Genomic DNA, 22,531 nt, shown 5'->3' on the forward strand with positions numbered 1-22,531 from the left:
ATATTCTGGCTGAGGCCCTCCTGGCTATCGTGCAACGTCTACGACCACCTCAACATCGTGGTGCCGCGTGCTTCCCGGAACGTCGACCGATCCAAGCACCAGCGGTTTACCTGGTGCCAGAATGGACGTGCCTTCGAGCACGGTCTGCCGGACAATCGGGTCGTTCGCCAGGGCTAAGTTTGGAGATTTCTCCTCTGCAATTCCTGACTGCTCTACCTTGGTTCGCAGACGTACTCCGTTTGCGGATTCATCAAGCGTTGCGTCGAAGTTCATGCCGACATCCAGATACGTGAATTGGCTCTGTGATGAGGAGGTTCCGGGATTGTACGTTCCGGTCACGACAGGCACCTTGCTGCCTTCCTTCAAGGTCGTTCTCTGGCCTGAGACAACGACCATCGTGAAGTGCTGGACGCCGATCCGCTTGCCGTTATCCATCTCGGTGATCGTATAGGTCAGGCGATAAGTCTTTCGCGGTCGGTCAAGGGCTTCGATGACCTTGCGCGTACTCGCAAGCATTTCGGGGGTTCCGCTCACGAGAATCGCGTTCTGGTTCGGGACCAGGTACACCCGTGCGTTGGGCGGAATCAGATTGCGCACGGCGGTGACGATCTCCATAGCGTCATCCTTCTGGCTGATGTTGACCAGGTAGAAGGTCTCCATGACATCCGTCGACTTCGGGAGAGAGGGGTCGGCCTGTGCGACCGCGGCTGGTGTGCCAAGTGCCATGGCGAGTGTAAGTCCTAAGATGCCTGCTGCGAGTTTCATCGAGTGTGTCTCCCTGCGCTGCGTTGGTGGAGTGGTTAGTTTTTCTTCGTCGTGGAGGTATCGAAGAATTTCTGAAAATTGTCCCTATCCTCAGCCTCTCGGCGGGAACGTAAGTCTGGATTGAGCAGGGCAATCTCGACTGGGTCGTTCTTGTGGATGATCTGAAGCAGCAACTTTTCCTGTTCGGTCAGCGGCATCGGCGGTGCAGGATAGCTGACAAGCTGAGGCTGACGACTCGTCACCCGGGCTCGATCGCGGACAGGCTGCACGCTGCGCACGAGCCTCGGTCGTGCATCGTTGACAGGCACTGGTGAGGAGACTGGAGACACGGTCACAGGTAGCTTTGGACTTAGTCTCGCCTGCGACGATGGGGGCGCGATGGGACGGCTATTCATCGCGAACAAGGCAATGACAACGATCGTTGCGACTGCCGCACTTGCGAGTAGACCAGTTGCGAGTGAGCGAGAAGGCCAGGCAAAGCCCAATCGATACCAGGGCGAACTTGACTGGACTGAGGCGCGCTCTCGCGCAGCGGTGAGGATGCGGCGGTTCATTCCAGGTGATGGATCGACGTCGCGTAATCCCGCGAGGACCTTGTCAATTGCTTCGTCGTGTTCGTTGCGCTCTCTCATCTCGTTCCTCCTCTTGCGAGCCGTTCTCGAAGCCTTGCTCGTGCGCGGAACAGCAGCGCACGGACGGCAGACTCGCTTCTGCCCAGCACTGCGGCGATCTCCGGTGTTCCCAGCTCTTCTACCGCCGAGAGCAGCAGCGCGTGACGTTCGCCCTTGGGCAATCGCTCCATCTCGAGCAGGACGATCTTCATCCGCTGCCTTTCGTCCATCGACTGATCCGCTGGGATCGTGCTCGCGACCAATCCGTCGGCAAAGCTTTCATCGAACTGCTGCGGCTTGATGCGCCGTCTTCGATCGATGGCGAGATTCCAGGCGATGCGCACCAGCCAGACTCGCATTTCGCGGACGACCGGTAGAGTTCCACGATGCTGGAGTACGCGCACGAAGACATCCTGCACAACGTCTTCGGCCTCTGGCTTGCTCCGCAGGATCGAGTGGGCGACTCGAAAGAGGAGTGCGGCATACGTCTCTACGAGGGCGACGAGGTCGGTATCGGCTCGCTCGCTCTCAAGGGACAACATGGCCAGGGTGCATTCCTCAATCGAAGTCATAAGTCCCTTCTATTGAGACTGACGGGTGGAGGGGAGTTTCGCTCGACTTTCTTTTTGGGGGACTCTTGTTTTTTCTTTCCAAGTCAAAGGTCTAACAAAACAATGGACTTAGGGGTCGACTTGCACGTAGGTCCAAAAGGCTATGCCGCCCAAGAGCGGCAATGGACCCTGGTGGGGCCCCTCGTTTGTCAAGCAGGGCACTTTAATTGCGGATGAGCAGCTCTTAGCCCTGGGCGATTTGAAAGTTTCAGGAGCCTCGGTGAGGGGCCAGACGGAAGCGTACCTCAGCGGCTCAAGCCGCATCGCGGAAGTTGAGTTGATGGCACGGCTGAAGCCGTGCCCTTAACGGTGCGGGCGTATGCGTAACGGTCCGGGCGTATGGTAACGGTGCAGGCGTATGCGTAACGAGGCGGGCATATGCGTAACGGGGCGGGTATGCAGGCTTGTCCGAGGGCACCTGCAGTGTGGCGGCTACACCCGACCCGTTTGGGGCTTTAGCCCTCAAGATGGTGGTGCTTGCCGCCAGCCTCGTGAGCTGCCAGAGGATTTCCGGAGCTGTCTGTGGTCCAGGATTCTGTCTGGAAGGCGATGAAGACTGCGGTCCAGGTCTTTGGCGTGGGTAGGTAGAGGAAGAGCGCTCCATCCTGCCAGACGCCGTTGTCTTTTCCGAAGCTCGCCAGCGGATTGCCCTGGTTCATGTGGATGTCATGGATTCCGTCGACTTTGCCGCTGTCGGAGTATGCGCTGCCAAAGGCAAAGATGGTTCCCTTGTCCGCAATCGTCTGATCGAGCAGTTTGTCGACGGCGTTCTTGAGTGGCGTTGCGTGGTCGCCTGCAACGAGCGCCTTGGGGAGAAGCGTCATCTCCGCAAGCGTGACCATCGGCTTACCGGCAATCTGCTCCCGCACAAAGTCGAGGGCCAGACCACCGGCTTTGCTTGGGAGGCTGTGCATTCCCGTCGCCAGTGCAAGCAGCGCCGCAGGCTCCGGTGGGGTGAACTTGTTGAGGATGGCGTAAAGAACGAGCGAGCCATCGGATGATTCCGTATTCACCGCAACGGTGAACGGACCGCCGGTGGCCTGCATCGTGATCTGGTAATGGGTGCTGGAACCGGTGACGACTTTGCCAGCAGTTGGCTGGCCGCGGAGAACACTGTAGCTGGTGATGGGCATGAAGACTCCTCTTGCTGCATTCCTATCAGACCGATCTAAACTTCAGATGAAAGTCGATAGCTGCTGTACTCGCGACCGGTGTGGAGGCAAAGCGCTTCCACTGCAAGCTCATGATCGGCGCGCTGTACAAGGCCGGAGATCGTGAGGCTGCCGATGACGCCAGCTCCGATGACGTGGAGCGGAAAGCTTCCACCGTGCGTCGCATAGTCTGCATCCGGTAGTGAATATTTCTCTGCAAACGTTACGCCGCTCCGTTGCAGGTGCAAGCCGACCTGGTAGGAGCTGCGGTGGAAGCGCGCGACGACGTTCGATTTGCGCTGGACCCAGCGAGCGTTATCCGGGGTTGTGCCGGGCAGAGCGGTGTAGAACAGCTGCTGATGCGGCTGGCCGAAGCGACGAATGTCGATCACGATGCCGTAGTTGCGCTCGACCGCGATGTCGTGGAGCAGGGCGCCGAGCTTCCAGGCGTCGTTGAGGTTGAAGGTTGCGAGCGTCAACTCGGCTTCCTGGCGAACGATCGCCGTAAGGTCTTCCTGAAGATTGAGAGGCATTAACGCTCCTTGTCCGTATAGTGAAGCATGTTTATTACACGCATGGCAGGACCGGACGATGCAGGGATTATCTCAAGCCATCGACACCGGATGTTTGTGGATTCCGGTCAGGCGGACGACGATCGCATGGCCACCGTCATTCGCGAGTTTGAGCCCTGGGTGCATGCGCGTCTCACCAGTGGTGTTTACGTTGGATGGCTGACCGCTCCTGAGGCTGAACCGGAGAAGGTCGTCGCTGGCGCAGGTCTGCTGCTGATGGACTTTCCGCCCCACTTTCTGGATGCCGGGTCGATCCGCGCCTATCTGCTGAACTTCTACGTCGACCCGGAGTGGCGCGGACACGGACTGGCGTATCGGCTGCTCCGCACGGCGGTCGAGGAGACGCAAAAGCGTGGCATTGGCGTGGTCAGCCTGCATGCCTCGGTCTTCGGCAAGCCGCTGTATGAGCGGAACGGCTTCAAGGAGTCGAACGAGATGTTGCTGCGAAACCGGTAGCGTAGCTCTTGTAGACTGGAGCAATGGTAGATATCGATCTTCTCGTTGCAGCTCTCCGCGCTAAGAACTACGTTGTTGAGAACGTCACCTCCGTACCCGAGAACGCAGGTGGCTACGAGATGACGGTGGATGGTGTCGTGATCGACCTCGAAGAGGCTCGTGCCTTGCTAGAAGCAGACGAAGCGGACGAAGTCGATACAACCGAATAGCATCCGTCTTCGCGATGATCCACGCGCCCGCGCCTCTTCGGAGAACGCGGGTTTTTCGCTGCTATCTGGTGCGCGTGAAGGTAGTGTGGAGTTCGGCTGCTGAGCTGTTTCCTGACCACAGGTCGAATGTGCTGGCGTCTTCTGTCCAGGTCCTACTGGCTGGGCTCCAATAGCTGAGATCGGCTGGCGTTACGGTGAAGTCTACCGTGGTCTTCGCATGGGGCGCGAGGTTGACGCGGCGGAAGCCTTTCAGTTCGCGGACCGGGCGCGAGGCGTTTCCGTATTGCTGGTGGACGTAAAGCTGGGCTACTTCGTCGGCGGCGACTGAGCCTGTGTTTTCGACATCGATGGTGACGTGGATTGGCTGACCCACTTTATTCTGAGGCTCGGCGACCTTCAGGTTCGAAAAGGCGAAGGTGCTGTAGCTGAGGCCGTAGCCGAAGGGGTAGAGCGGCGTGCTCGGCTCGTTCCAGTAGCGTTTCGCCTGTGCGGTGTAATCCTGCGTGAGGTTGTGAGAGTAGTTGATGGGGATCTGACCGACGTCGCGTGGCCAGCTCAACGGGAGCTTTCCGCCGGGGACGACATCGCCGAAGAGCAGGTTGGCAACGGCATTGCCGCCTTGTGTGCCCGGGTACCAGGCTTCGAGGATCGCTGGAACGTGTTCCGAGGCCCAGGTGATGTTGAGCGGACGACCGTTAAGCAGGACGAGCACGGTTGGCTTGCCGAGCGCCGTCACCGCTTCGAGAAGCTTCTGCTGCTCGCCGGGGAGGTCGAGCGAGGAGCGTGAGGCTGCTTCGCCGGACATATCCTGCTTTTCGCCCAGCGTGAGAACCACCAGGTCTGCGCTGCGGGCGAGCGACAGAGCCTTGTCGTACTCAGACTTAGCCTGATCGGCGGTCCAGTCGGCCTCCTTCGGCTCCTTGAAGATGGCGTCGAAGAAGGAGGGGTAGAGGCGTTTGACCTGCACGCCTTGTGCGTAGTCGACCTTTGCCGACTGGCCTACCTTGGTCCGGAGGCCTTCGAGCAGGGTTACGGCTTCGTTGGCGTCTTCCTGAAAGGCCCAGGAACCGATGGTGTCGTGCTTGTTATCGGCCACAGGACCGATGACGGCGATATGTTTGTAGGCTGTCTTCGAGAGCGGCAGGAGTGCATTTTCGTTGCGAAGGAGGACGGCGGAGCGTTCGGCGGCATGCAGGGCTTCCGTCCGATGAGCCGGATCGTTGAGGACCTGTTGCGAATGCGGCACATCGTTGTAGGGGTGCTCGAAGAGGCCAAGCTGGATCTTCGCTTCGAGGATTGGCTTCACGGCGGCGTCAATCTGGGCGAGGGTGATCTGCTTGGCCTGAAAGGCGGCGGGCAAGGTGCTGTAGGCGGTCTGGTCGATCGCCATCTCCATGTTTACGCCTGCGTTGAAGGCTCGGAGCGCAGCATCGGCTGGATCTTTCGCAAAGCCATGCTTCTCGAGACTTTTGACGGCATCGGCGTCTGAGACCACGAAGCCCTGAAAGTGCCAATCGTCGCGAAGGACCTCGGTCTGGAGCATGTGGTTGCCGGTTGCGGGTACGTCGTTGAGGTCCATGTACGCGGACATGACGGAGCCGACACCGGCCTCGACGGCAGCGTGGAAGGGCTGCAGGTAGACGTTGTGCAACTGGGCGTCAGAGATATAGGAGGCGTCGTAGTCGCGGCCACCCTCGGCTGCTCCATAACCGGCGAAGTGCTTCATGCAGGCGAGGACGTGGTCTGGGGTGCCGATGGCCGGTCCCTGGAAGCCACGAACCTGGGCGCGGGCGATAGCTGAACCTAGATAAGGATCTTCTCCGGCGCCCTCCATGATGCGGCCCCAGCGTGGGTCGCGGGCGATATCCAGCATCGGTGCGAAGGCCCAGTCGATACCGACGGAGCGGGCTTCGGCGGCGGCTACTGTCTGGGCGCGGGTGACGGTTTCGGGGTCCCAGGAGGAGGCCATGGCGAGCGGGACGGGGAAGATCGTGCGAAAGCCGTGGATGACGTCGAAGCCGAAGATGAGGGGGATGTGGAGGCGTGAGTTCTCCACGGCCAGGTGCTGAAGGCGGTTGATCTCGGTGGGATCGGTGACGAAGAGGAGTGAGCCGACCTGACCCTTGGTGACGGCTGCATCAATCTTCGGGTCGGCAGCGAAGAGGAAGAGCTGGTTGAGCTGCGCGAGCTTTTCTTCGGGGGTCATCTGCTTGATGAGGGCGTCGGCTCGTTTGATGGTGGCGGGGGAGAAGATCTCCGGTCGTGGCCCGTCGAGCGGGGTGTTGCGCGAGTTCATCTGGGCTGCGAGCGGAAGGCAGGTGGTGATGAGGATGAGGTTCAGAAAGAGCGGGCGAAGGGGGGTCGATTTCATGGTGATCCTCGAAGAAAGCGGTGCAGGCTCGGTGGCGACGGAAGGGCGAGCGCACGAGAGGCTGCAATTCTACGCGAAGTGTCGGACAGCTGACATTTGGTTTGTTAAGTGAAATCGACGGCCCCGCATATGCGCGGTTCCTTGACACTGGCGGGCGCTTACGCGATGCTTAGGGGCTAGGCACACTTTCTGTGTAGATAGCGGTGGTGCGCCTCTTGCGCCAGTCGGACTCAGCTTAATCGATACGCAGGTTGTTCTGGAACGGAGTTTTACAGTGCAGGGTTTGATGGGCAGTTTTGGAAGCGTAGGTCAACTGGCGTTGCCAGTTCTCTTCTTCGTAGTGCTTTACTTTTTGATGATCGCACCCAACCAGAAGAAGCAGAAGAAGTGGCAGGAGATGTTGACGCAGTTGAAGTCCGGCGACAAGGTCACCACAAACGGTGGGATTCGCGGAACGGTTCTCTCTGTGAAAGAAGAGATCGTGGTGCTTCGCATCCAGCCGGATGGCGTCAAGCTCGAGTTTGTGAAGAGCGCTATCGCAAGTGTTACGACGCCGGATGAAGCAGCATAGTTACGAATCAACGCAGTACAAGATCTGAGATGGCACCGTCATGGACGGGCGAGGACATTATAGGAAGAGCGGCGGGGCCTGGAAGCAGGTGATGCGGCTGGACCTTCGATAACGATCATGGGTAAGAATCTGGCCGGCAAGACGGCATTCATCATTGCGATTTTAGTTGTGTTCTGCTTCGGCTTCGTGGGCATTCCTCACGGCAGTTTGAAGGAGTCCATTGGGAAGCAGATTCACCTCGGCCTCGACCTCAAGGGCGGAACTCACCTCGTGCTGCAGGTGAAGGTCGCGGAGGCAGTGTCGGCGCAATCCGACAACGACGTCGCGCGACTTGAGGAAGATCTGCAGAAGGCCGGAATCACTGGAGCTTCTGTCGGTAAGCTCGATCCGGCCCACATGGATACGATTACGATCTCCGGAACGCCGATTGCCAAATCGAGCGATGTGCGCGGCGTGTTGACCGGCGGTACCTACCCGAACTATGACGTGGGAAGCAATCCGGATGGAAGCTGGAAGCTGACCATGAAGCCTGCCGCCGTCAAGGAACTCGACGCGCGTACGCTTTCGACGTCCATTGAGACGATCCGTGAGCGTATCGATAAGCTCGGCGTTACGGAGCCGGTTATCCAGCAGTATGGTCTGGGCGAGAACGAGATCCTGATCGAACTGCCGGGTGAGACCGATCCGGCGCGCGTTCAGAATATTATCCAGTCGACCGCTCGGCTTGAGATTCATCAGGTGGTTGGCGGTCCGTTCAACAGCGATCAGGATGCATTGCAGGCAAATGGTGGGGTCATTCCTCCGGATTCCGTGCTGATCAAGGGTAGCGGCACGAACGGTGGAGGCGACCAGATCTGGCTGCTGAAGCGTGTGAGCGAGGTTGCCGGAAACGACTTCCGTGATGCGCAGCCTTCGACCGATGAAAATGGCCGACCGGATATCACCTTCAATCTGACGACCGACGCTGGTGAGCGCTTCTATAAATACACGGACGCCCACAAGGGTACCGGCTCGATGGCAATCGTCCTCGATAATCGCGTTAAGGAAGTAGCAGGGATTCAGTCGGCAATTCGCGACTCCGGGCGTATCTCAGGTGGCGGCTTTACGAAGGAGTCCGCGGCGGATCTTTCACTGATGCTCCGCACCGGCGCTCTGCCGGCCTCGCTTGAATTCCTCGAGACGCGCACCGTTGGACCCAGCCTTGGAGCAGCCTCGATCAAGCAGGGTGTCGTTGCAGCGGTCGCCGGCATGCTCGCCGTGATGGCGTTTATGCTGATCTACTATCGCGGCGCGGGCATCAACGCGGATCTGGCGCTGGTCCTGAACCTGGTGCTCCTATTGGGTTTCATGGGGTATTCGGGGTCGGTACTGACGCTGCCGGGAATTGCGGGTGTGATCCTGACGATCGGTATGGGCGTCGACTCGAACGTGCTGATCTTCGAGCGCATTCGCGAGGAACTGCGATCCGGCAAGACGTCGGCCGCAGCCGTGCAGCAAGGCTTCGCGCATGCCTGGATCACCATCATCGATACACATGTAACGACGATTGTTTCGGCGTTGATCCTGTTCCTCTTTGGAACCGGGCCAGTGCGTGGCTTCGCGGTGACGCTGGCTGTCGGTCTGTGCGCCAACCTGTTTACCGCAGTCTTCGTATCGCGGGTGATCTTCGATGCAGGGCTGGCGAAGAAGGAACGCGGCGCGGCTCTGTCGATTTAGAAATTCAGATATTGCGAGTTGCCCAAGAGGCCTCGCCGAGGATGGAACGTGGAACTGTTTCGTAGTACGAATATCGATTGGCTTGGGAAGAAGTGGTACTTCCTTGGATTCTCACTGATCTTCTCAGTTGCCGGCGTGTTGAGCATGCTGTTCTGGCATGGCGTGCCCCGCGGCGTGGACTTCAAGGGCGGCACGCTGATCTACGTCAAGTTTGATACGACGCCGAACGAAGACCATCTGCGGCAGGCGCTCGATGCCGGTGGCATCCGCGAGCCGACGATTCAACGGATCAGCGGTTCGCTCGGGCAGACTGCCAATGAAGAGATGATCTCCTTGCCGCAGTCTTCTGCTACCGATGCGGCTCATGATGCTGGTCGTGCCAGCGTGGTAAGTGCCCTGACGGCTAACTATCACGACTCGGCCTTCGAGGTGCAGCAGGTCGAGATTGTAGGACCGACGGCTGGCAAACAGTTGCAGAAGCAGGCGTGGCTGGCGACGCTTTACTCGCTCATCGGAATGCTGATCTACCTATGGTTCCGCTTCGAATTGATCTATGGCGTGGCGGCGGTCGTCGCAGTGTTTCACGACACCCTGATTACGGTTGGCGCATTCAGCTTGACGAACCAGGAGATTACTCTTACCGTAATCGCAGCGATCCTGACGCTTATCGGCTATTCGATGAACGATACGATCGTGGTCTTTGACCGAATTCGGGAGAATCTTGCACTGTCGCGGCGAGAGTCACTTGCAGACGTGGTCAACCGCAGCATCAATCAGACTCTGACACGAACGGTTATCTCTTCGGGCCTTACGTTCCTGACGGTGTTGTCGCTGTACCTGTTCGGCGGCGAGGTGCTGCATGGCTTCTCGTTTGCGCTGGTTGTAGGTATTTTGATCGGAACGTACTCTTCCATCGCTGTAGCGGCACCGATGTTGGTGGCCTATCAGGATTGGCGCGCGTCCCACGGCAAAGCAGCCACGCTGCCAGCCGGTAAGCGCTCGAAGGTCTAACCCGGAATTGGCTCATCATCATTATTTTTCAGACGTGGCAAGTTAAAGTTTGCGTAACGTACCAGATCGGGAACAAAACAAACCGGTCTGGTGTCTAAGCACAATAGCTCTTCTCTTCAGATGGAACGAGGCTGCCTATGTTTGAAACTTCACTGATGGAATCCGGCGGACAGCTCAAGACCAAGTCAAAGTATTGGATGATTGGAACCTTCGTGTTCAACATCTCAGTCCTGACCATTTTGATCCTGATCCCGCTGCTTTATCCAGAGGCCCTGCCGAAGACCGCTATGACGGCGATGCTTACGGCTCCACCTCCGCCTCCACCCCCACCTCCGCCCCCTCCGCCTGCACAGGTAGTCAAGCCAATCAAGATGGTGTCCGAGATTGATGCAGGCCTTCATGCGCCGACGAAAATCCCGAAGGACATCAAGATGTTGAAGGAAGATGCTGCTCCGCCACCGCAGGTAGCGGGTGTGGCAGGCATGTCCGGAATGGGTAGCGCCGGTGGTGTACCCGGTGGCGTCATGGGCGGAATCGGTAGTGCGCCCGCGCCAGTCGTCAAGGTTGCTCCTCCCAAGGGACCTGCCCGCGTTTCGGGTGGCGTCATGGCCGGTAGCGTGCTTTCGAAGACCAATCCTGTTTACCCGCCGATTGCCAAGGCAGCTCACGTTTCCGGTGCAGTTGTACTCCATGCGGTCATCTCAAAGACTGGTTCGATCGAGCATCTTGAGGTGGTAAGTGGTCCTGAGATGTTGCGTTCGAGTGCTCTCGACGCCGTCAAGACCTGGAAGTACAAGCCATATCTTCTCAATGGTGATCCAACCGAGGTCGATACAACAGTAACCGTCAACTTCAGCTTCGGTGGCGGCTAGTCAATAGTTTTGTGTGACCGATGTGGCCTTCGCGCCCGTCTCGGCCGTTGCTGAGGCGGGATAGGCCGAAGAGTTCCAAGGTAGTACAACGACAAAGTTCTATCAGGAGGAAAGATTCCAGTGATTCTCGCTCATCTCACCAACTTCGCTCACGTTCCCGCCGCCCTCGCCCTGTACTTCCAGGAAGCTGCCGGCCCAAGCTTCAGCATCGCCGGCCTCCTCCAGAACATGGGCTGGCCCGCACGCATAATCGCCCTGATCCTTTTCGTTATGTCGATCTGGTCGCTGGCCGTCATGATTGATCGTTACCTCTACTTCGCGGCAGCCCGTAAGCAGTCGCGCGAGTTCGCTCCCAAGGTTGCCGGCGCTCTCAAGGACGGCCGTCTGGACGAGGCGATCAAGATTGCCGATCGCAGCAAGAAGTCGCACCTCGCCGAGGTTGTTACCGCTGGCCTGCAAGAGTTTCGCAGCTTCGGTTCCGGTGGCAGCATCACCGAGGCCCAGGTTGAAAGCTCCAAGCGCGCTCTCGAGCGCTCTGAGGCAATCGTTCATGCCAAGCTGAAGCGTGGTCTTGGTGGTCTCGCGACCATCGGCTCAACGGCTCCCTTTATCGGCCTGCTCGGAACCGTCATCGGAATTCTGAACGCTTTCCAGGCAATTGCAACCCAGAAGACCTCCGGTATCGGCGCAGTAGCCGGTGGTATCTCGGAAGCTCTGGTTACGACTGCATTCGGTCTCTTCGTCGCAATCCCGGCCGTTATGACCTTCAACTTCTTCACGAACAAGGTCGAAGCGTTCGACGTCGAGATGGACAACAGCTCGAGCGAACTGGTTGACTACTTCATCAAGCAGAGCCACCGCTAGAACTCTGTCCCGGTTTGCGCCGGACAGGTATGCGATCTGCGAGTCATTGGAACACTCCGAACAGCGCCAGCGAACGCTGTTCGGAGAATCCTCCTCAGCAGCCTTATGAAGCAGTTGAACATTGGATGGAGTGTGCATTATGGCTATTAACAAGCGGGACGAAGGCAAGAAGGTAAACTCCAATATCAACGTCACGCCGATGGTTGACGTGATGCTGGTACTGCTGATCATCTTCATGGTCATCACGCCCATGCTCAACAACAAGGTCAACGTGGATCTGCCGAAGGCGGACGCCGCGGTCGTCATGGAAGACGCCAACAAAGAAGATGCTGTCACGGTGGCTGTAACTCGCGATGGCAGGACCTTCCTCGGCGGCGACCAGGTCACCGTAGATGATCTCGGCCCGAAAATTTCAGCAAAGCTCGAGAACAAGACAAGTAAGGAAGTATTCATGCGCGCGGATGCTCGCGCGAACTACGGCAAGGTCATGGATGCCGTCGACGGGATTCGATCCGCTGGCGTCAGCCAACTTGGACTGCTCACCGAGCGTAACGAGAAGTAAGGAATTCAGGTACACACCAAGTCTTCATGACTGAAGATGGTTAGAACGAGGAGATTGCTATGGGAATGGGTGGTGGAGGTACAGGCGGCGCGGTTTCGGAGATCAACGTAACCCCGCTCATCGACGTTCTGCTGGTGCTGCTGATCATCTTCATGGTCATCGTTCCGGTCGTTCCCCACGGGCTTGACGCGCTGGTTCCTCAGCCGCCGAAGAGCAAATCGCCACCGCCTGACAACGACCGGACGATTGTCGTCCAGGTGCTGTCGAATGGCGCGGGAGAACCGGCTTACAAGATCAACGACAACTCTTTTAACAAGTCGGCGATTGAAGGTAAGCTTGCTGAGATCTTTGCGACTCGTCAAGAGAAGGTCATGTTCGTCAAGGGCGATCCTGATCTTGACTTCAGCAAGGTCGCAGACGTTATCGATTTCGGTCACCAGGCTGGTGTCGACAACATTGGCCTCATTACCCCACGAGTGGCTGCAGGTCAGTAGCTGGGTTGAGCTCTTGAAGCGGTGCGGCCTTATAGCCCACCGCTTTTTACTTTTCGGGCCCTTTCTGAAGTCGCTAGGAAGACGTTTACCTGTGCGTCAAAGTTTCCGAATCAAAGGGACTTGCCAGAATCTTCTTACCATGTAAACTCACTCCTATTGTTGAGGTTCCGAGTTGAGAAATCTGACACTAACCCGGAACAAGTCTATGAAGACGCACGACCGCTTGAAATGTCACGTTCCGAGCAGTAACTATAAGTAATTGCAGCTATGATGACGGTAGGTGCTCTAGTCACGCTGAGGCATCTACCATTACAATCAAGCGGCAAGCAGAAAACCAGATGCACCGATTTACCGTCCGACATTTCACGCCCTTGTTGAAGGAGATACCCCGCCCCATGAAACTCTCTGCACGGATTCCGGTTACGGCCGCTCTGCTGGCGCTGATGCTTGGTACTGTCACCGGATGTAACAAGCTGAAGTCGCGCGACCAGCTTAATAAGGGCGTGCAGGCGTTCAAGAATGCTCGCTATGAAGAAGCGGTTGATCACTTCCAGACGGCGATCAGTCTCGATCCTGAGTCCGAGGATGCGAAGCTTTATCTGGCTACGGCGTATTCTTACCAGGTTGTTCCGAACCTTGACACTCCTGAGAACCTGAAGCTTGCGCAAAAGGCGCTTGATGGCTTCAACACCGTTCTCGCAAAAGATCCGAACGATCTCACGGCTCTCAAGCAGATTGCTTCGATTGACCGGAATATCAAGAAGTTTGACCAGGCGAAGGAATACGAGAAGAAGGTTATCTCCATCGCGCCCAACGATCCCGAAGCCTACTACACGGTTGGTTTCGTGAACTGGGTTCTTGCCTACAAGAATGCAACGACGATTCTCGCTGCTGACGGTCTGACCGATGCCGGCGATGGTAACCCGAAGAAGAGCAAGGGTGCTTGCCAGAAGCTTCAGGCCGCTAACACGCAGCTTGTGAACGAGGGTATTCAGTACCTCACCAAGGCTGTGGAGCTGAACCCAACCTATGATGACGCCATGTCGTATCTCCAGCTGACCTATCGCCGCAAGGCTGATCTTGAATGCGGAGACGAGGCAGCACGCAAGGCGGACATGGCTCTGGTGGATCAGTGGATCCAAAAGGGTATGGGCGCTCGGAAGGCCAACGAAGAGAAGAAGGAAAAGAAGAATGCCGGCGGCGTACAGATGTAGTCCGGTTTTCGCTTCGAATGATGAAGGCCTCTCCTCAAAGGAGAGGCCTTTGTCATGCTTGCGACACTGAAAATTGAACTCCTATATGGGCTATCGGCGTTGTGGGAATCGTCTGAATGCGGAACGCTTCGCGATGGTGAGCGACCCGGTACCGTGGAGGAGGCAAAGGATCTTCGGCGCGAAGAATTCTGTAGGGCGGACTACGGCGGCAGGCTACAATCCGGGAACAGTTTTTATTGCAATTTTGCACTCGGGAGAGAGATGATGTCTGGCGACACGACAATCGATAGTGTGACGGGAACAACAACTGGATTAAGCCAGTTAGAGCGCGTCGTCGATGCGTTCATCGCGCCATCGAAGACCTTTACTGATATTTTGAGGAGCACTGCGTGGTGGCTTCCCTTCCTGCTCTCAGTGCTGATGACGGTGCTTGGCGCCTTCGTGATCGACAAGCAGGTAGGCTACGACACGGTGGTCCAAAACTCGCTGCATGACAGCCCCAAGCAGGAGCAGGCACTGGCTGAGACAGAGCCAAAGCAGCGAGCGGTACAACTGCGCCTTATGACGATGAGCTATCGCTACACCGCGTATGCATCACCGATCTTCATCATCCTGATCGCCGCAGTCAGCGCGCTGGCCCTTTGGGGAAGCTTCAATTTCGGGTTCGGTGCGCAGACGACCTACGGGCAGATGCTTGCCGTGTGGATGTATGCCTCGCTGCCGCGGCTTCTCAGTAGCATCCTGATGATTGCAACGCTCTATGGCGGAAACGCAGAGGCGTTCAACCTGAAGAATCCGGTCGGCACTAACCTCGGCTTCTATCTACCGGATGCGGCACCATGGGTGAAGGTTCTACTGAGCTTTGTGGATGTGATCGGTCTATGGTCTCTGGCCTTGCTGGTGATCGGTACGGCAATCGTGGCCAAGGTGAGCCGTGGCAAGGCAGCGGTGGTCGTAGTGGGTTGGTGGGTACTTATCCTGATCGTAAGTGTTGGCGTTGCGGTAGCTACCAGCTAAGTTCGGCTGTTCAACGTAAAACGGCGGGATCTGGGTGACAGATCCCGCCGTCTTTGTGTACGCGTGCTTTATTCCGTCCAGCGCTTGAAGACGAGCGAGCCGTTCGTTCCGCCAAAGCCGAAAGAGTTCGACAGCGCATAGTCGATCCTGGCCTTCTGCGGGGTGTTGGGAACGTAGTTGAGGCGGCACTGTGGATCAAGCTCAACGATGTTGGTTGTCGGGGGCGCCGTCTGCTCGAGCATTGCCATGATGGTGATACCGGCTTCCAGGCCGCCTGCGCCGCCGAGAAGATGGCCTGTCATGGATTTGGTGGAGCTGACCAGCAGCGTGTGATTGAGGGCGCGTTCGCCGAAGACATTCTCGATCGCCTTGGACTCAAGCGCATCGCCCAGTGGGGTCGACGTGGCGTGGGCGTTGACGTAGTCGATCTGATCGGGTGAGATCCCCGCTACCTTGAGCGCTGCGGACATAGCCCGGAAGCAGCCTTCGCCCTCGGGAGCCATGCCGGTCATGTGGAAGGCGTCGGCAGACATGCCGTAGCCAATCACTTCGGCGAGAATCGTTGCGCCGCGAGCCTTCGCGAACTCCAACTCCTCAAGAATGAGGATGCCTGCGCCTTCACCGCAGACAAATCCATCGCGATCCTTGTCAAAGGGGCGGCAGGCATGTTCGGGATCATCGTTGCGGGTGGAGAGAGCTTTCATCGCCGCGAAACCGCCAACTCCCATAGGAGTGATGGCAGCTTCCGTGCCGCCAGCGATCATGGCGTCGGCATCACCGCGCTGAATAATGCGGAAGGCATCGCCGATAGAGTGCGCGCTCGAGGTGCAGGCGGTCGCCGTGGCCTCGTTCGGTCCGCGGGCGTTGTACTTGATGGATACGTGCCCGGCAGCGAGGTTGACGATGGAGCCCGGGATGAAGAAGGGCGAGATCTTGCGCGGTCCACCCGCCAGCATGGCCGAGTGTTCCCGCTCGATCACATCGAATCCGCCGATGCCTGAGCCAATGTGGACGCCGAAGCGGTCGCGATTGCTGGCATCGATCACCAGGCCGGAGTGCGCCATCGCCTCCGCCGATGCTGCGAGGGCGAAGTGGATGAAGCGTCCCATCTTACGGGACTCCTTCTTCTCGATGAAGAGAAGCGGATCAAAATCCTTTACCTCGGCAGCGAACCGGACGGGGTGCCCGGTGAGATCGAAGGCCTTGATCTCAGCCATGCCGCTCCGGCCTGCGAGGAGACCCTCCCAGACCTCCGGCACGGTCTTGCCGACTCCACAGATAAGACCGATGCCGGTTACAACGACACGACGCTGCTCCACAAGCTGCTGGGCCATTGTTACTTGGCCGCCTTCTGATTCTTCTCGATGTAATCGACAGCATCCTTGACGGTCTTGATCTTCTCGGCATCTTCGTCGGGGATCTGGATGTCAAATGCTTCTTCGAATTGCATGACGAGCTCGACTACGTCGAGGGAGTCCGCGCCGAGATCTTCCTGGAAGCTGGCGCCGGGGGTCACTTCAGCTTCATCCACCTGAAGCTGCTCTACGATAATCTGCTTAACTTTTTCGTCTACTGCCGCCATGTGTTTCTCCTAGTTTCTGCCTGAAGCAAAGATAAATTCGTTCGTTACCGATTTCGTACAAGTAACAAGATCCGTTGGCATTCCAGCCGGGCTACGCCAAGCTCAAGGATACTGAGTGCCTTGTCGAGTGTAAAGCAAAGTAGGACATGGAGTGTGAAGGCCGCTACCCGCTATGTGGGCCAGATGGGGTGGAGCCCGTGGGTCTGGGAGCTCGCAACGCTATAGCTCCCGGCTACGGTGATGGTAGCGAGAGGCTCCCCTGCCTGCTGGCTGTAGAAGCGATGAGTGAGGCAGAAGCGACCGTCGATGAAGATTTCGAGGACGGAGTTGTCGATGAAAGCATGCAGGCTTGCCCGTTTGCCGAGTGGCGATGGGAGCGGGATCATGATGGGAGGGATGCCGTTGCTGAAGCTGAGGTGGAGCGTATTGGGGTCCTGGGTGGGGTCGGAGCGCAGGCTGAGCAGGCCGCCGAGCACGTTCGCGGTGGAATGTGCCGCTGGCTTAGTGTCGGCGGTCTCGATGGTGGCGATTATCTCGTTGATCCGTGTTGGCTTCGAGGCTGGTTCGCGCAGCCGAACTGTTTGAGAGGCGGGCTGAATGTGGAGTTCGCCGTGCTGGAGGGTGAGCAGGCGCGGCAGGCTCATCAGGCCTGACCAGCCGGCGCGCACGCACTCCGCATCAGGCCGGGTTTCGCCGATCCAGCCCCAGAGGATGCGATTCCCTTTCGCGTCGAGCTGCGTCTTGGGAGCGTAGAAGGTGACGCGATTGGTGCCGACGCGGCCATAGTCGAGCTGGCCGGTCTTCTCCGCAGTGAACCGCATCGTGTCGCGGTCGAGGGTGCCGGAGTTCCACAGCACCTTGCCTTCAGTGGAGTAGATGAGGATGTGTTTCTCGACTTTGGTCGCCGTGTCGACGAGCGGGAAGAACTCGGGACACTCCCACATCTCTCCGGAATCGACCGAGTCAGAGGTAATCTTGCCTGTCCATGTGCCCTCGTAGAGCGGGTGCAGGTACTCCCACGTGCGCAGGTCGGTGGAGCGATAAAGCAGCACCATGCCGCCCTTCTTCGCGATGCCCGAACCAACGATCGTGTACCAGCTGTCGCCGTCTTTCCAGGGCGAAGGGTCGCGAAAGCCCGTGACCTTCATCCCGGCTGGTGGTACCGGGATGACCGCTGCGGGCACCTTCTTCCAGGTCTCGAGCGTGTCGTCGGTCGCGACGGCAAGGCACTGCGATTCGCGAAGCGGATTCTTCGGGTCGGCCAGCGTGGCCTCGGCGAGTGGTGACGTCTGGACCCCGGTATAGAGGAAGGTGGGTCGGCCATCGTGGACGACGGCGGTGCCGGTGAAGCAGCCCTGTGCGTCGGGGCCGTCGGGAGTCGGGGCAAGGGCGACCGGTAGGCGCTTCCAATGAATCATGTCGGGCGAGACGGCGTGGGCCCAGTGCATGTCTCCCCAGAGCGGGCCATGCGGATTGTATTGGTGGAAGAGGTGGTACTGACCGTGAAAGTAGATGGGGCCGCAGGGATCATTCATCCAGTTGCGGGCTGGCTGGTAGTGAAAGGACGGCCGGAGCGGGTCGGTGATTGGAACATCGACGTCCGCCTGCGCTCCAGCGGCCCGGAGATTGACGAGGCTTGCGGCTGAAGCGAGGGCGATCGATTTAAGGGCGCTGCGTCGGCTGGTCTTCATGAAGCTCCGATCCTGGTACTCTGCGACGCCAAGTATAAGTTGTCGGGATGCTCGTTGATTTAGTCGTCCTCGCCAGCGGCGGCAAGCAGAGGTGCGACCCCGGCTATCTCATCGAAGCCGATGAGGTTCGAGACGGGCGCGCCTGTGTCGATGCTGGAGACGTTCTTGAGAGCTTTATTGATGGCGCGGGTGCGTACGCCAAGCTTCTGGATGGTGTTCTGCACCGTGCCGACCTGATCTTCGACCTTCTGCATCAGGCCGCCGTAGGTCTCGAACTCCTTCTTGGCGCTTGAGAGGACATGCCAGACTTCGTCGCCTTTCTTTTGGATGGCGAGCGTGTGGAAGCCCATCTGGAAGCTGGTAAGGATGGCCATGAAGGTGGATGGGCCGGCGATCGTGACCCGGCAGGCCGACTGGATCTCCGACTGCAGGCCGGGGCGGCGGACGACTTCGGCATAAAGGTTTTCAGTCGGTAGGAACATGATGGCGTGCGGCATCGTCGTCGGCGGATCGATGTACTTCTCACAGATTCGCTTGCCCTCGGCGCGGATGCCGCGTTCGAACGCCTTACCGGCAGTGGCGATCTCTTCTACGGTGCCGTGATCGTAGGCGTGTTCGAGGCGCTCCCAATCTTCCTTGGGGAACTTGGCGTCGATGGCAAGGAGGGTGTGGCTGTCGCCATCGCCGTTCGGGAATTTGAGCGCGTACTCGACCGACTCGAGGGTGTTCGGCTTGATGCGGGCGTTCTTTATGTATTGGTCGGGCGAGAACATCTGCTCGAGCTGCATGCCAAGCTGGAACTCGCCGACGACGCCGCGCGACTTGACATTCGAGAGCACCTTCTTGAGGTCGCCGACGCCGGTGGCTAGCTCCTTCATCTCGCCGAGGCCCTTCTGGACTGCGCCGAGATGGGTCGTGACCTGGCCGAAGGATTCCGTAAGGCGGGATTGCAGGGTGGCGTGAAGCTTCTCGTCGACGGTGACGCGCATCTCTTCGAGCTTGGCCGCGTTGGTGGTGTTGAGCTTGTCGAGGCGCTCTTCGACCGTGCCACGGAGTTTGTCCTGCTGCTGGGCGTTGCTGTCGGCGAGTCCGGTCAGGCGCGTGTGGAGAGCGTCGCGGGCTTCGAGCTGATTGCGGGCGGCTTCCGCAGTAAAGGCGGCGAGGCGCTGGCCGATCGCGTCCATCTGCTGTTGGACGGCTTGTCGGAGCTTATCGGCGGAGATGGCGTTGTCGCTTCGGAATTCGCCAAGACCGGTTTGAAGTGTTGCTCCTAAAGTCGTGATGCTGGCGGTGATCTCGGTGCGGAGAGCGCCGAAGTCGGTGCTACTGGCGTCGCGGGTGCGGCGGGCTTCGGCGGCGATATCCTCGCGCATCTGGGCGAAGGCGGCCCGGGCGTTCGCCTCGGAGGCTTCGCTCCGAACATCGAGGCGGGCAATCTGGTCAGGAAGCTGCGCGGTGCGCGGGTCAGTTGTGGCCACAACCTGCTTGCGAAGCAGAAGCGCGATCAGTGTTACGAAAATGAGGAACTGGAGGACGAGCAGCGCGATGAGCATTCGTGTTTCCTTCGCCTCCAGAGTACACCCGGAGTTGTGGAGAGCTGTGATTATTGTGGTGTCGCCGGGGTGTTGCGGGTGAAGGTGGCGATTGCGCCTCCGACCAAGGTTCCTGCGGCGAGGATAGCGTCGGCGATGGCTGCGGCTTCGGCGGCGGGGCGAACATCGTGGACGCGGAGGATGTGAGCGCCGGCGAGGATTGCGGCTACGGTCGAGGCGCTGGTGGCGCGGAGGCTTGCCTCGGAGTTGGCGGCAGGCGGTGATCCGGCGTGGAACGGCGCGATGGTCGTTCGGAGGAAGCCCTTGCGCGAGGTTCCTGAGAGAATCGGCAGGCCGAACTGGTGGAGCTGCGGCAGGAGCGCGTGGATGATGTAGTTCTCAGCGCCTCGTTTGCCGAAGCCGAAGCCCGGATCGAGGACGATGCGGTCGCTGGGAACGCCAGCGGTGCGGGCGGCGAGGATCGAATCGCGCAGGCCGGTGAGGATGATGGGCATCACGCCGATGGGTGGGATGGGTGATTGCGTGGCCCATTCATTGGGTTTTCCGCGCGTATGCATCAGGACGACTCCGCAGTTCAGGCTGGCGCAGGTTGCGGGCATGGCGGCGTCCCACGTGAAGCCGCTGACGTCGTTGACGATCTCCGCTCCAGCTTCGACGGCGAGGCGAGCGGTCGCGGCGTGGAAGGTGTCGATGCTGAGGATCGCCTCGGGTCGGGCTTTCAGGATCGCGGCGATGACCGGTAGGACGCGGGTCTGTTCTTCTTCGGGCGCGAGCGGCGTGGCGCCGGGGCGGGTGGACTCGCCGCCGACGTCGAGGATGTCGGCTCCTTCGTCGAGAAGTCGAAGGGCTTGATCGCGAGCGGCTTCGGTTGAGGCGAAGTCGCCGCCGTCGGAGAAGGAGTCGGGCGTGACGTTGAGGATGCCCATCAGGAGCGTGCGCGGGCCGAGCGTCAGGGTTCGGGTGCGAAGTCGCCAATCGAACGCGGTGCGTGGAGCGAAAGACATAGGTGCGATTCTAGCGGGCGGTGCTAGACTGCGCGGATGCGACCGTTCTCCTTAGGTGTGGCTTTTCTGGCCTTCAGTGCGACCGCTGTGGCTCAGAGCTCACTTGCGGCTCAGATTGGGGCGATGGTCGCGGAGCCTGCGGTGATCCGGGCACATTGGGGCGTGATGGTGACGGCACTTGATGGGACTTCGATCTTTGCGCTGAACGAGGGGCAGTTGTTTCAGCCGGCGAGTAACGCGAAGCTGTTTACGACGACTGCCGCGGTTCACCTGTTGGGTGAGAATCGTCGGTTCACTACGTCGGTTGAAGGGGCAGCCGGTGCGACGATGCAGGGCGACCTGACGCTGCGGGGCGGTGGCGATGCCAATTTCTCCGGTTCCGACGTGCCGTATGTTGAACCTGCCGATAGACCTAAGGGCGCGGCGAAGGCTGACCCGCTTCGCGATCTGGCGGAGATGGCAGATCGGGTTGCAGCGACAGGTTTGAAGCATGTGACGGGCGACGTGGTCGGCGACGACACCTTCTTTCCCTGGGAGCCGTATGCGCCGGACTGGGCGGCTGACGATCTCGTCTGGGGTTACGGAGCGCCGGTCTCTGCGCTGACGGTGATGGATAGTCAGCTTCAGCTCAAGGTGGTTGCGGGTGCGAGGGCTGGAGCGGCGGCTGCAGTGATGCTTGATCCGGCGGTCGGCTTCTATACGCTGCAGACCTCTGTTGCTACCGTTCCGGCGAAGACGGCAGACGCGGTGCAGGTCGATCGAGCGCTCGGCTCGAAGGTGCTGACCGTCTCCGGGACGATTGCGGCGGACTCGAAGGTCTTTGTCGAGGAGGTGGCGATCGACGATCCGGCGGCCTACTCGGCGGCTGCCTTCAAGTCGCTGCTTGAGGCTCGCGGCGTGACTGTCGATGGTGTGGCGCGGGCGGCGCATCGAACGCCGCTTGAGACGGCTGGTTTTCTAAAGCAGACGCGTGAGCCTCTGCCGAATCTGCCAACGGCTGCGCTCGGACCGGTCAGCAAGTTCATTACCGGGCAGAGTGTCTGCATGGATGCCTGCCCGCTGCGGGTGGAGCATGTTTCGCCTACGTTGATCGAGGACGTTGTGGCGACGAATAAGGAGAGCCAGAATCTTCATGCGGAGCTGTTGCTGCGGCAGCTTGGCAAGGCTTATGGGAGCGACGGCTCGATCGCGCAGGGGGCGCGGGTGGTGCGGCAGTTTCTGCTGAATGCCGGTTTGGATAAGGACGACTTCGTCTTCTACGACGGGTCGGGCTTGAGCGGGCATGATCTTGTGACCCCGCGAGCAGTGGCGCGGCTATTGCAGTTTGCGACGACGCAGCCCTGGTTCGCTGACTGGCGGAGGAGTCTGCCGGTTGGCGGGGTCGATGGGTCGCTGACAGGGCGGTTTCCTAAGGAGCCTTTGAAGGGGCATGTCTTTGCGAAGACGGGCACGCTGGGTGAGGCGCGGGCGCTGTCGGGCTATGTCGATTGCGCGAGTGGGCGAACGGTAATCTTCTCGATCCTGGTGGGCAATCATGTTCCGGGAACGAGCGCGGACCGCGACGTGATGGACCGAATAGTGGCGGCGATTGCAGCCGCCAACTAGGCCGATCCTGCATCGCTCGCTGCATGAGG

The 22,531-nt window shown here is 59.2% G+C and carries 23 protein-coding genes; 12 read left to right on the top strand and 11 right to left on the bottom strand.

Features of this window, described 5'->3' with window-relative positions:
- Positions 1-24 precede the first annotated feature (24 nt).
- The 5 genes from OHL20_RS09440 to OHL20_RS09460 form a co-directional block, all read right to left on the bottom strand.
- A complete protein-coding gene (locus tag OHL20_RS09440) occupies positions 25-765 on the bottom strand; it encodes a secretin N-terminal domain-containing protein (protein ID WP_263382941.1) in 741 nt (246 codons plus the stop codon).
- Between the two features lie 35 nt (positions 766-800).
- On the bottom strand, positions 801-1,397 hold the full coding sequence (locus tag OHL20_RS09445) for a hypothetical protein (protein ID WP_263382942.1): 597 nt from the start codon (positions 1,395-1,397) through the stop codon (positions 801-803).
- Positions 1,394-1,948, bottom strand: coding sequence for an RNA polymerase sigma factor (locus OHL20_RS09450; protein ID WP_263382943.1), 555 nt, complete (start codon positions 1,946-1,948; stop codon positions 1,394-1,396). The genes OHL20_RS09445 and OHL20_RS09450 overlap by 4 nt, the downstream gene beginning before the upstream one ends.
- Before the next feature lie 494 nt (positions 1,949-2,442).
- The gene (locus tag OHL20_RS09455) at positions 2,443-3,120 is read right to left on the bottom strand and encodes a YukJ family protein (RefSeq protein ID WP_263382944.1); all 678 of its coding nucleotides are present in this window, start codon (positions 3,118-3,120) and stop codon (positions 2,443-2,445) included.
- A 35-nt stretch (positions 3,121-3,155) separates the two neighbouring features.
- Positions 3,156-3,671, bottom strand: a complete 516-nt coding sequence (locus OHL20_RS09460; RefSeq protein WP_263382945.1) for a heme-degrading domain-containing protein — start codon at positions 3,669-3,671, stop codon at positions 3,156-3,158.
- 27 nt (positions 3,672-3,698) lie between these two features.
- Between OHL20_RS09460 and OHL20_RS09465 the strand changes: the two genes are divergently transcribed.
- The gene (locus OHL20_RS09465; protein WP_263382946.1) at positions 3,699-4,166 is read left to right on the top strand and encodes a GNAT family N-acetyltransferase; all 468 of its coding nucleotides are present in this window, start codon (positions 3,699-3,701) and stop codon (positions 4,164-4,166) included.
- A gap of 23 nt (positions 4,167-4,189) precedes the next feature.
- Positions 4,190-4,375 (top strand): hypothetical protein, encoded by a 186-nt coding sequence (locus tag OHL20_RS09470; RefSeq protein WP_263382947.1) that lies wholly within the window; start codon positions 4,190-4,192, stop codon positions 4,373-4,375.
- Positions 4,376-4,436: 61 nt separating this feature from the next.
- Here OHL20_RS09470 and bglX read toward each other — a convergent pair whose 3' ends face one another.
- Positions 4,437-6,746, bottom strand: a complete 2,310-nt coding sequence (gene bglX, locus OHL20_RS09475; RefSeq protein WP_263382948.1) for a beta-glucosidase BglX — start codon at positions 6,744-6,746, stop codon at positions 4,437-4,439.
- Positions 6,747-7,032: 286 nt separating this feature from the next.
- On the opposite strand from bglX, the gene yajC reads away from it, so the two are divergent.
- The 9 genes from yajC (at position 7,033) to OHL20_RS09520 (ending at position 15,067) form a co-directional block, all read left to right on the top strand.
- Positions 7,033-7,317 (top strand): preprotein translocase subunit YajC, encoded by a 285-nt coding sequence (gene yajC, locus OHL20_RS09480; protein WP_263382949.1) that lies wholly within the window; start codon positions 7,033-7,035, stop codon positions 7,315-7,317.
- A gap of 117 nt (positions 7,318-7,434) precedes the next feature.
- Positions 7,435-9,033, top strand: a complete 1,599-nt coding sequence (gene secD / locus OHL20_RS09485) for a protein translocase subunit SecD (RefSeq protein ID WP_263382950.1) — start codon at positions 7,435-7,437, stop codon at positions 9,031-9,033.
- 48 nt (positions 9,034-9,081) lie between these two features.
- Entirely contained in the window at positions 9,082-10,044 is a 963-nt protein-coding gene (gene secF, locus OHL20_RS09490; RefSeq protein ID WP_263382951.1) for a protein translocase subunit SecF, read from the top strand.
- Positions 10,045-10,181: 137 nt separating this feature from the next.
- Entirely contained in the window at positions 10,182-10,916 is a 735-nt protein-coding gene (locus OHL20_RS09495; RefSeq protein WP_263382952.1) for an energy transducer TonB, read from the top strand.
- A 120-nt stretch (positions 10,917-11,036) separates the two neighbouring features.
- Positions 11,037-11,780 (top strand): MotA/TolQ/ExbB proton channel family protein, encoded by a 744-nt coding sequence (locus tag OHL20_RS09500; RefSeq protein WP_263382953.1) that lies wholly within the window; start codon positions 11,037-11,039, stop codon positions 11,778-11,780.
- A 139-nt stretch (positions 11,781-11,919) separates the two neighbouring features.
- Positions 11,920-12,342, top strand: a complete 423-nt coding sequence (locus tag OHL20_RS09505; protein ID WP_263382954.1) for an ExbD/TolR family protein — start codon at positions 11,920-11,922, stop codon at positions 12,340-12,342.
- A 59-nt stretch (positions 12,343-12,401) separates the two neighbouring features.
- Entirely contained in the window at positions 12,402-12,836 is a 435-nt protein-coding gene (locus OHL20_RS09510; RefSeq protein ID WP_263382955.1) for an ExbD/TolR family protein, read from the top strand.
- A 395-nt stretch (positions 12,837-13,231) separates the two neighbouring features.
- Positions 13,232-14,050: a tetratricopeptide repeat protein gene (locus OHL20_RS09515; protein WP_263382956.1), complete on the top strand. Its 819-nt coding sequence runs from the start codon at positions 13,232-13,234 to the stop codon at positions 14,048-14,050.
- A 261-nt stretch (positions 14,051-14,311) separates the two neighbouring features.
- Positions 14,312-15,067 (top strand): YIP1 family protein, encoded by a 756-nt coding sequence (locus tag OHL20_RS09520; protein ID WP_263382957.1) that lies wholly within the window; start codon positions 14,312-14,314, stop codon positions 15,065-15,067.
- A gap of 68 nt (positions 15,068-15,135) precedes the next feature.
- Here the strand turns inward: OHL20_RS09520 and fabF are convergent, their stop codons facing one another.
- The 5 genes from fabF to folP form a co-directional block, all read right to left on the bottom strand.
- Positions 15,136-16,401 carry a beta-ketoacyl-ACP synthase II gene (fabF, locus tag OHL20_RS09525; RefSeq protein WP_263382958.1) on the bottom strand — a complete coding sequence of 422 codons (1,266 nt, stop codon included), beginning with the start codon at positions 16,399-16,401 and terminating at the stop codon, positions 15,136-15,138.
- 2 nt (positions 16,402-16,403) lie between these two features.
- Positions 16,404-16,649 carry an acyl carrier protein gene (locus OHL20_RS09530; protein ID WP_020715918.1) on the bottom strand — a complete coding sequence of 82 codons (246 nt, stop codon included), beginning with the start codon at positions 16,647-16,649 and terminating at the stop codon, positions 16,404-16,406.
- 170 nt (positions 16,650-16,819) lie between these two features.
- Positions 16,820-18,340 (bottom strand): glycoside hydrolase family 32 protein, encoded by a 1,521-nt coding sequence (locus tag OHL20_RS09535; protein ID WP_263382959.1) that lies wholly within the window; start codon positions 18,338-18,340, stop codon positions 16,820-16,822.
- A gap of 59 nt (positions 18,341-18,399) precedes the next feature.
- A complete protein-coding gene (gene rmuC, locus OHL20_RS09540; protein ID WP_263382960.1) occupies positions 18,400-19,893 on the bottom strand; it encodes a DNA recombination protein RmuC in 1,494 nt (497 codons plus the stop codon).
- Positions 19,894-19,943: 50 nt separating this feature from the next.
- The gene (gene folP / locus OHL20_RS09545; protein ID WP_263382961.1) at positions 19,944-20,897 is read right to left on the bottom strand and encodes a dihydropteroate synthase; all 954 of its coding nucleotides are present in this window, start codon (positions 20,895-20,897) and stop codon (positions 19,944-19,946) included.
- A gap of 36 nt (positions 20,898-20,933) precedes the next feature.
- Here folP and dacB point away from each other — a divergent pair, with 36 nt between their 5' ends.
- Positions 20,934-22,502, top strand: a complete 1,569-nt coding sequence (gene dacB / locus OHL20_RS09550; protein ID WP_263382962.1) for a D-alanyl-D-alanine carboxypeptidase/D-alanyl-D-alanine endopeptidase — start codon at positions 20,934-20,936, stop codon at positions 22,500-22,502.
- Positions 22,503-22,531 lie beyond the last annotated feature (29 nt).

Origin of the sequence: Granulicella arctica, assembly GCF_025685605.1 — a bacterium.
Taxonomy (GTDB): Bacteria; Acidobacteriota; Terriglobia; order Terriglobales; family Acidobacteriaceae; genus Edaphobacter; species Edaphobacter arcticus.

What these genes read in the sequence shown, in the direction of transcription:
- OHL20_RS09440 (WP_263382941.1), bottom strand. Translation starts at nt 765, where the DNA reads ATGAAACTCGCAGCAGGCATCTTAGGACTTACACTCGCCATGGCACTT.
- OHL20_RS09445 (WP_263382942.1), bottom strand. Translation starts at nt 1,397, where the DNA reads ATGAGAGAGCGCAACGAACACGACGAAGCAATTGACAAGGTCCTCGCG.
- OHL20_RS09450 (WP_263382943.1), bottom strand. Translation starts at nt 1,948, where the DNA reads ATGACTTCGATTGAGGAATGCACCCTGGCCATGTTGTCCCTTGAGAGC.
- OHL20_RS09455 (WP_263382944.1), bottom strand. Translation starts at nt 3,120, where the DNA reads ATGCCCATCACCAGCTACAGTGTTCTCCGCGGCCAGCCAACTGCTGGC.
- OHL20_RS09460 (WP_263382945.1), bottom strand. Translation starts at nt 3,671, where the DNA reads ATGCCTCTCAATCTTCAGGAAGACCTTACGGCGATCGTTCGCCAGGAA.
- OHL20_RS09465 (WP_263382946.1), top strand. Translation starts at nt 3,699, where the DNA reads ATGTTTATTACACGCATGGCAGGACCGGACGATGCAGGGATTATCTCA.
- OHL20_RS09470 (WP_263382947.1), top strand. Translation starts at nt 4,190, where the DNA reads ATGGTAGATATCGATCTTCTCGTTGCAGCTCTCCGCGCTAAGAACTAC.
- bglX (WP_263382948.1), bottom strand. Translation starts at nt 6,746, where the DNA reads ATGAAATCGACCCCCCTTCGCCCGCTCTTTCTGAACCTCATCCTCATC.
- yajC (WP_263382949.1), top strand. Translation starts at nt 7,033, where the DNA reads ATGGGCAGTTTTGGAAGCGTAGGTCAACTGGCGTTGCCAGTTCTCTTC.
- secD (WP_263382950.1), top strand. Translation starts at nt 7,435, where the DNA reads ATGGGTAAGAATCTGGCCGGCAAGACGGCATTCATCATTGCGATTTTA.
- OHL20_RS09495 (WP_263382952.1), top strand. Translation starts at nt 10,182, where the DNA reads ATGTTTGAAACTTCACTGATGGAATCCGGCGGACAGCTCAAGACCAAG.
- OHL20_RS09505 (WP_263382954.1), top strand. Translation starts at nt 11,920, where the DNA reads ATGGCTATTAACAAGCGGGACGAAGGCAAGAAGGTAAACTCCAATATC.
- OHL20_RS09510 (WP_263382955.1), top strand. Translation starts at nt 12,402, where the DNA reads ATGGGAATGGGTGGTGGAGGTACAGGCGGCGCGGTTTCGGAGATCAAC.
- OHL20_RS09515 (WP_263382956.1), top strand. Translation starts at nt 13,232, where the DNA reads ATGAAACTCTCTGCACGGATTCCGGTTACGGCCGCTCTGCTGGCGCTG.
- OHL20_RS09520 (WP_263382957.1), top strand. Translation starts at nt 14,312, where the DNA reads ATGATGTCTGGCGACACGACAATCGATAGTGTGACGGGAACAACAACT.
- fabF (WP_263382958.1), bottom strand. Translation starts at nt 16,401, where the DNA reads ATGGCCCAGCAGCTTGTGGAGCAGCGTCGTGTCGTTGTAACCGGCATC.
- OHL20_RS09530 (WP_020715918.1), bottom strand. Translation starts at nt 16,649, where the DNA reads ATGGCGGCAGTAGACGAAAAAGTTAAGCAGATTATCGTAGAGCAGCTT.
- OHL20_RS09535 (WP_263382959.1), bottom strand. Translation starts at nt 18,340, where the DNA reads ATGAAGACCAGCCGACGCAGCGCCCTTAAATCGATCGCCCTCGCTTCA.
- rmuC (WP_263382960.1), bottom strand. Translation starts at nt 19,893, where the DNA reads ATGCTCATCGCGCTGCTCGTCCTCCAGTTCCTCATTTTCGTAACACTG.
- folP (WP_263382961.1), bottom strand. Translation starts at nt 20,897, where the DNA reads ATGTCTTTCGCTCCACGCACCGCGTTCGATTGGCGACTTCGCACCCGA.
- dacB (WP_263382962.1), top strand. Translation starts at nt 20,934, where the DNA reads ATGCGACCGTTCTCCTTAGGTGTGGCTTTTCTGGCCTTCAGTGCGACC.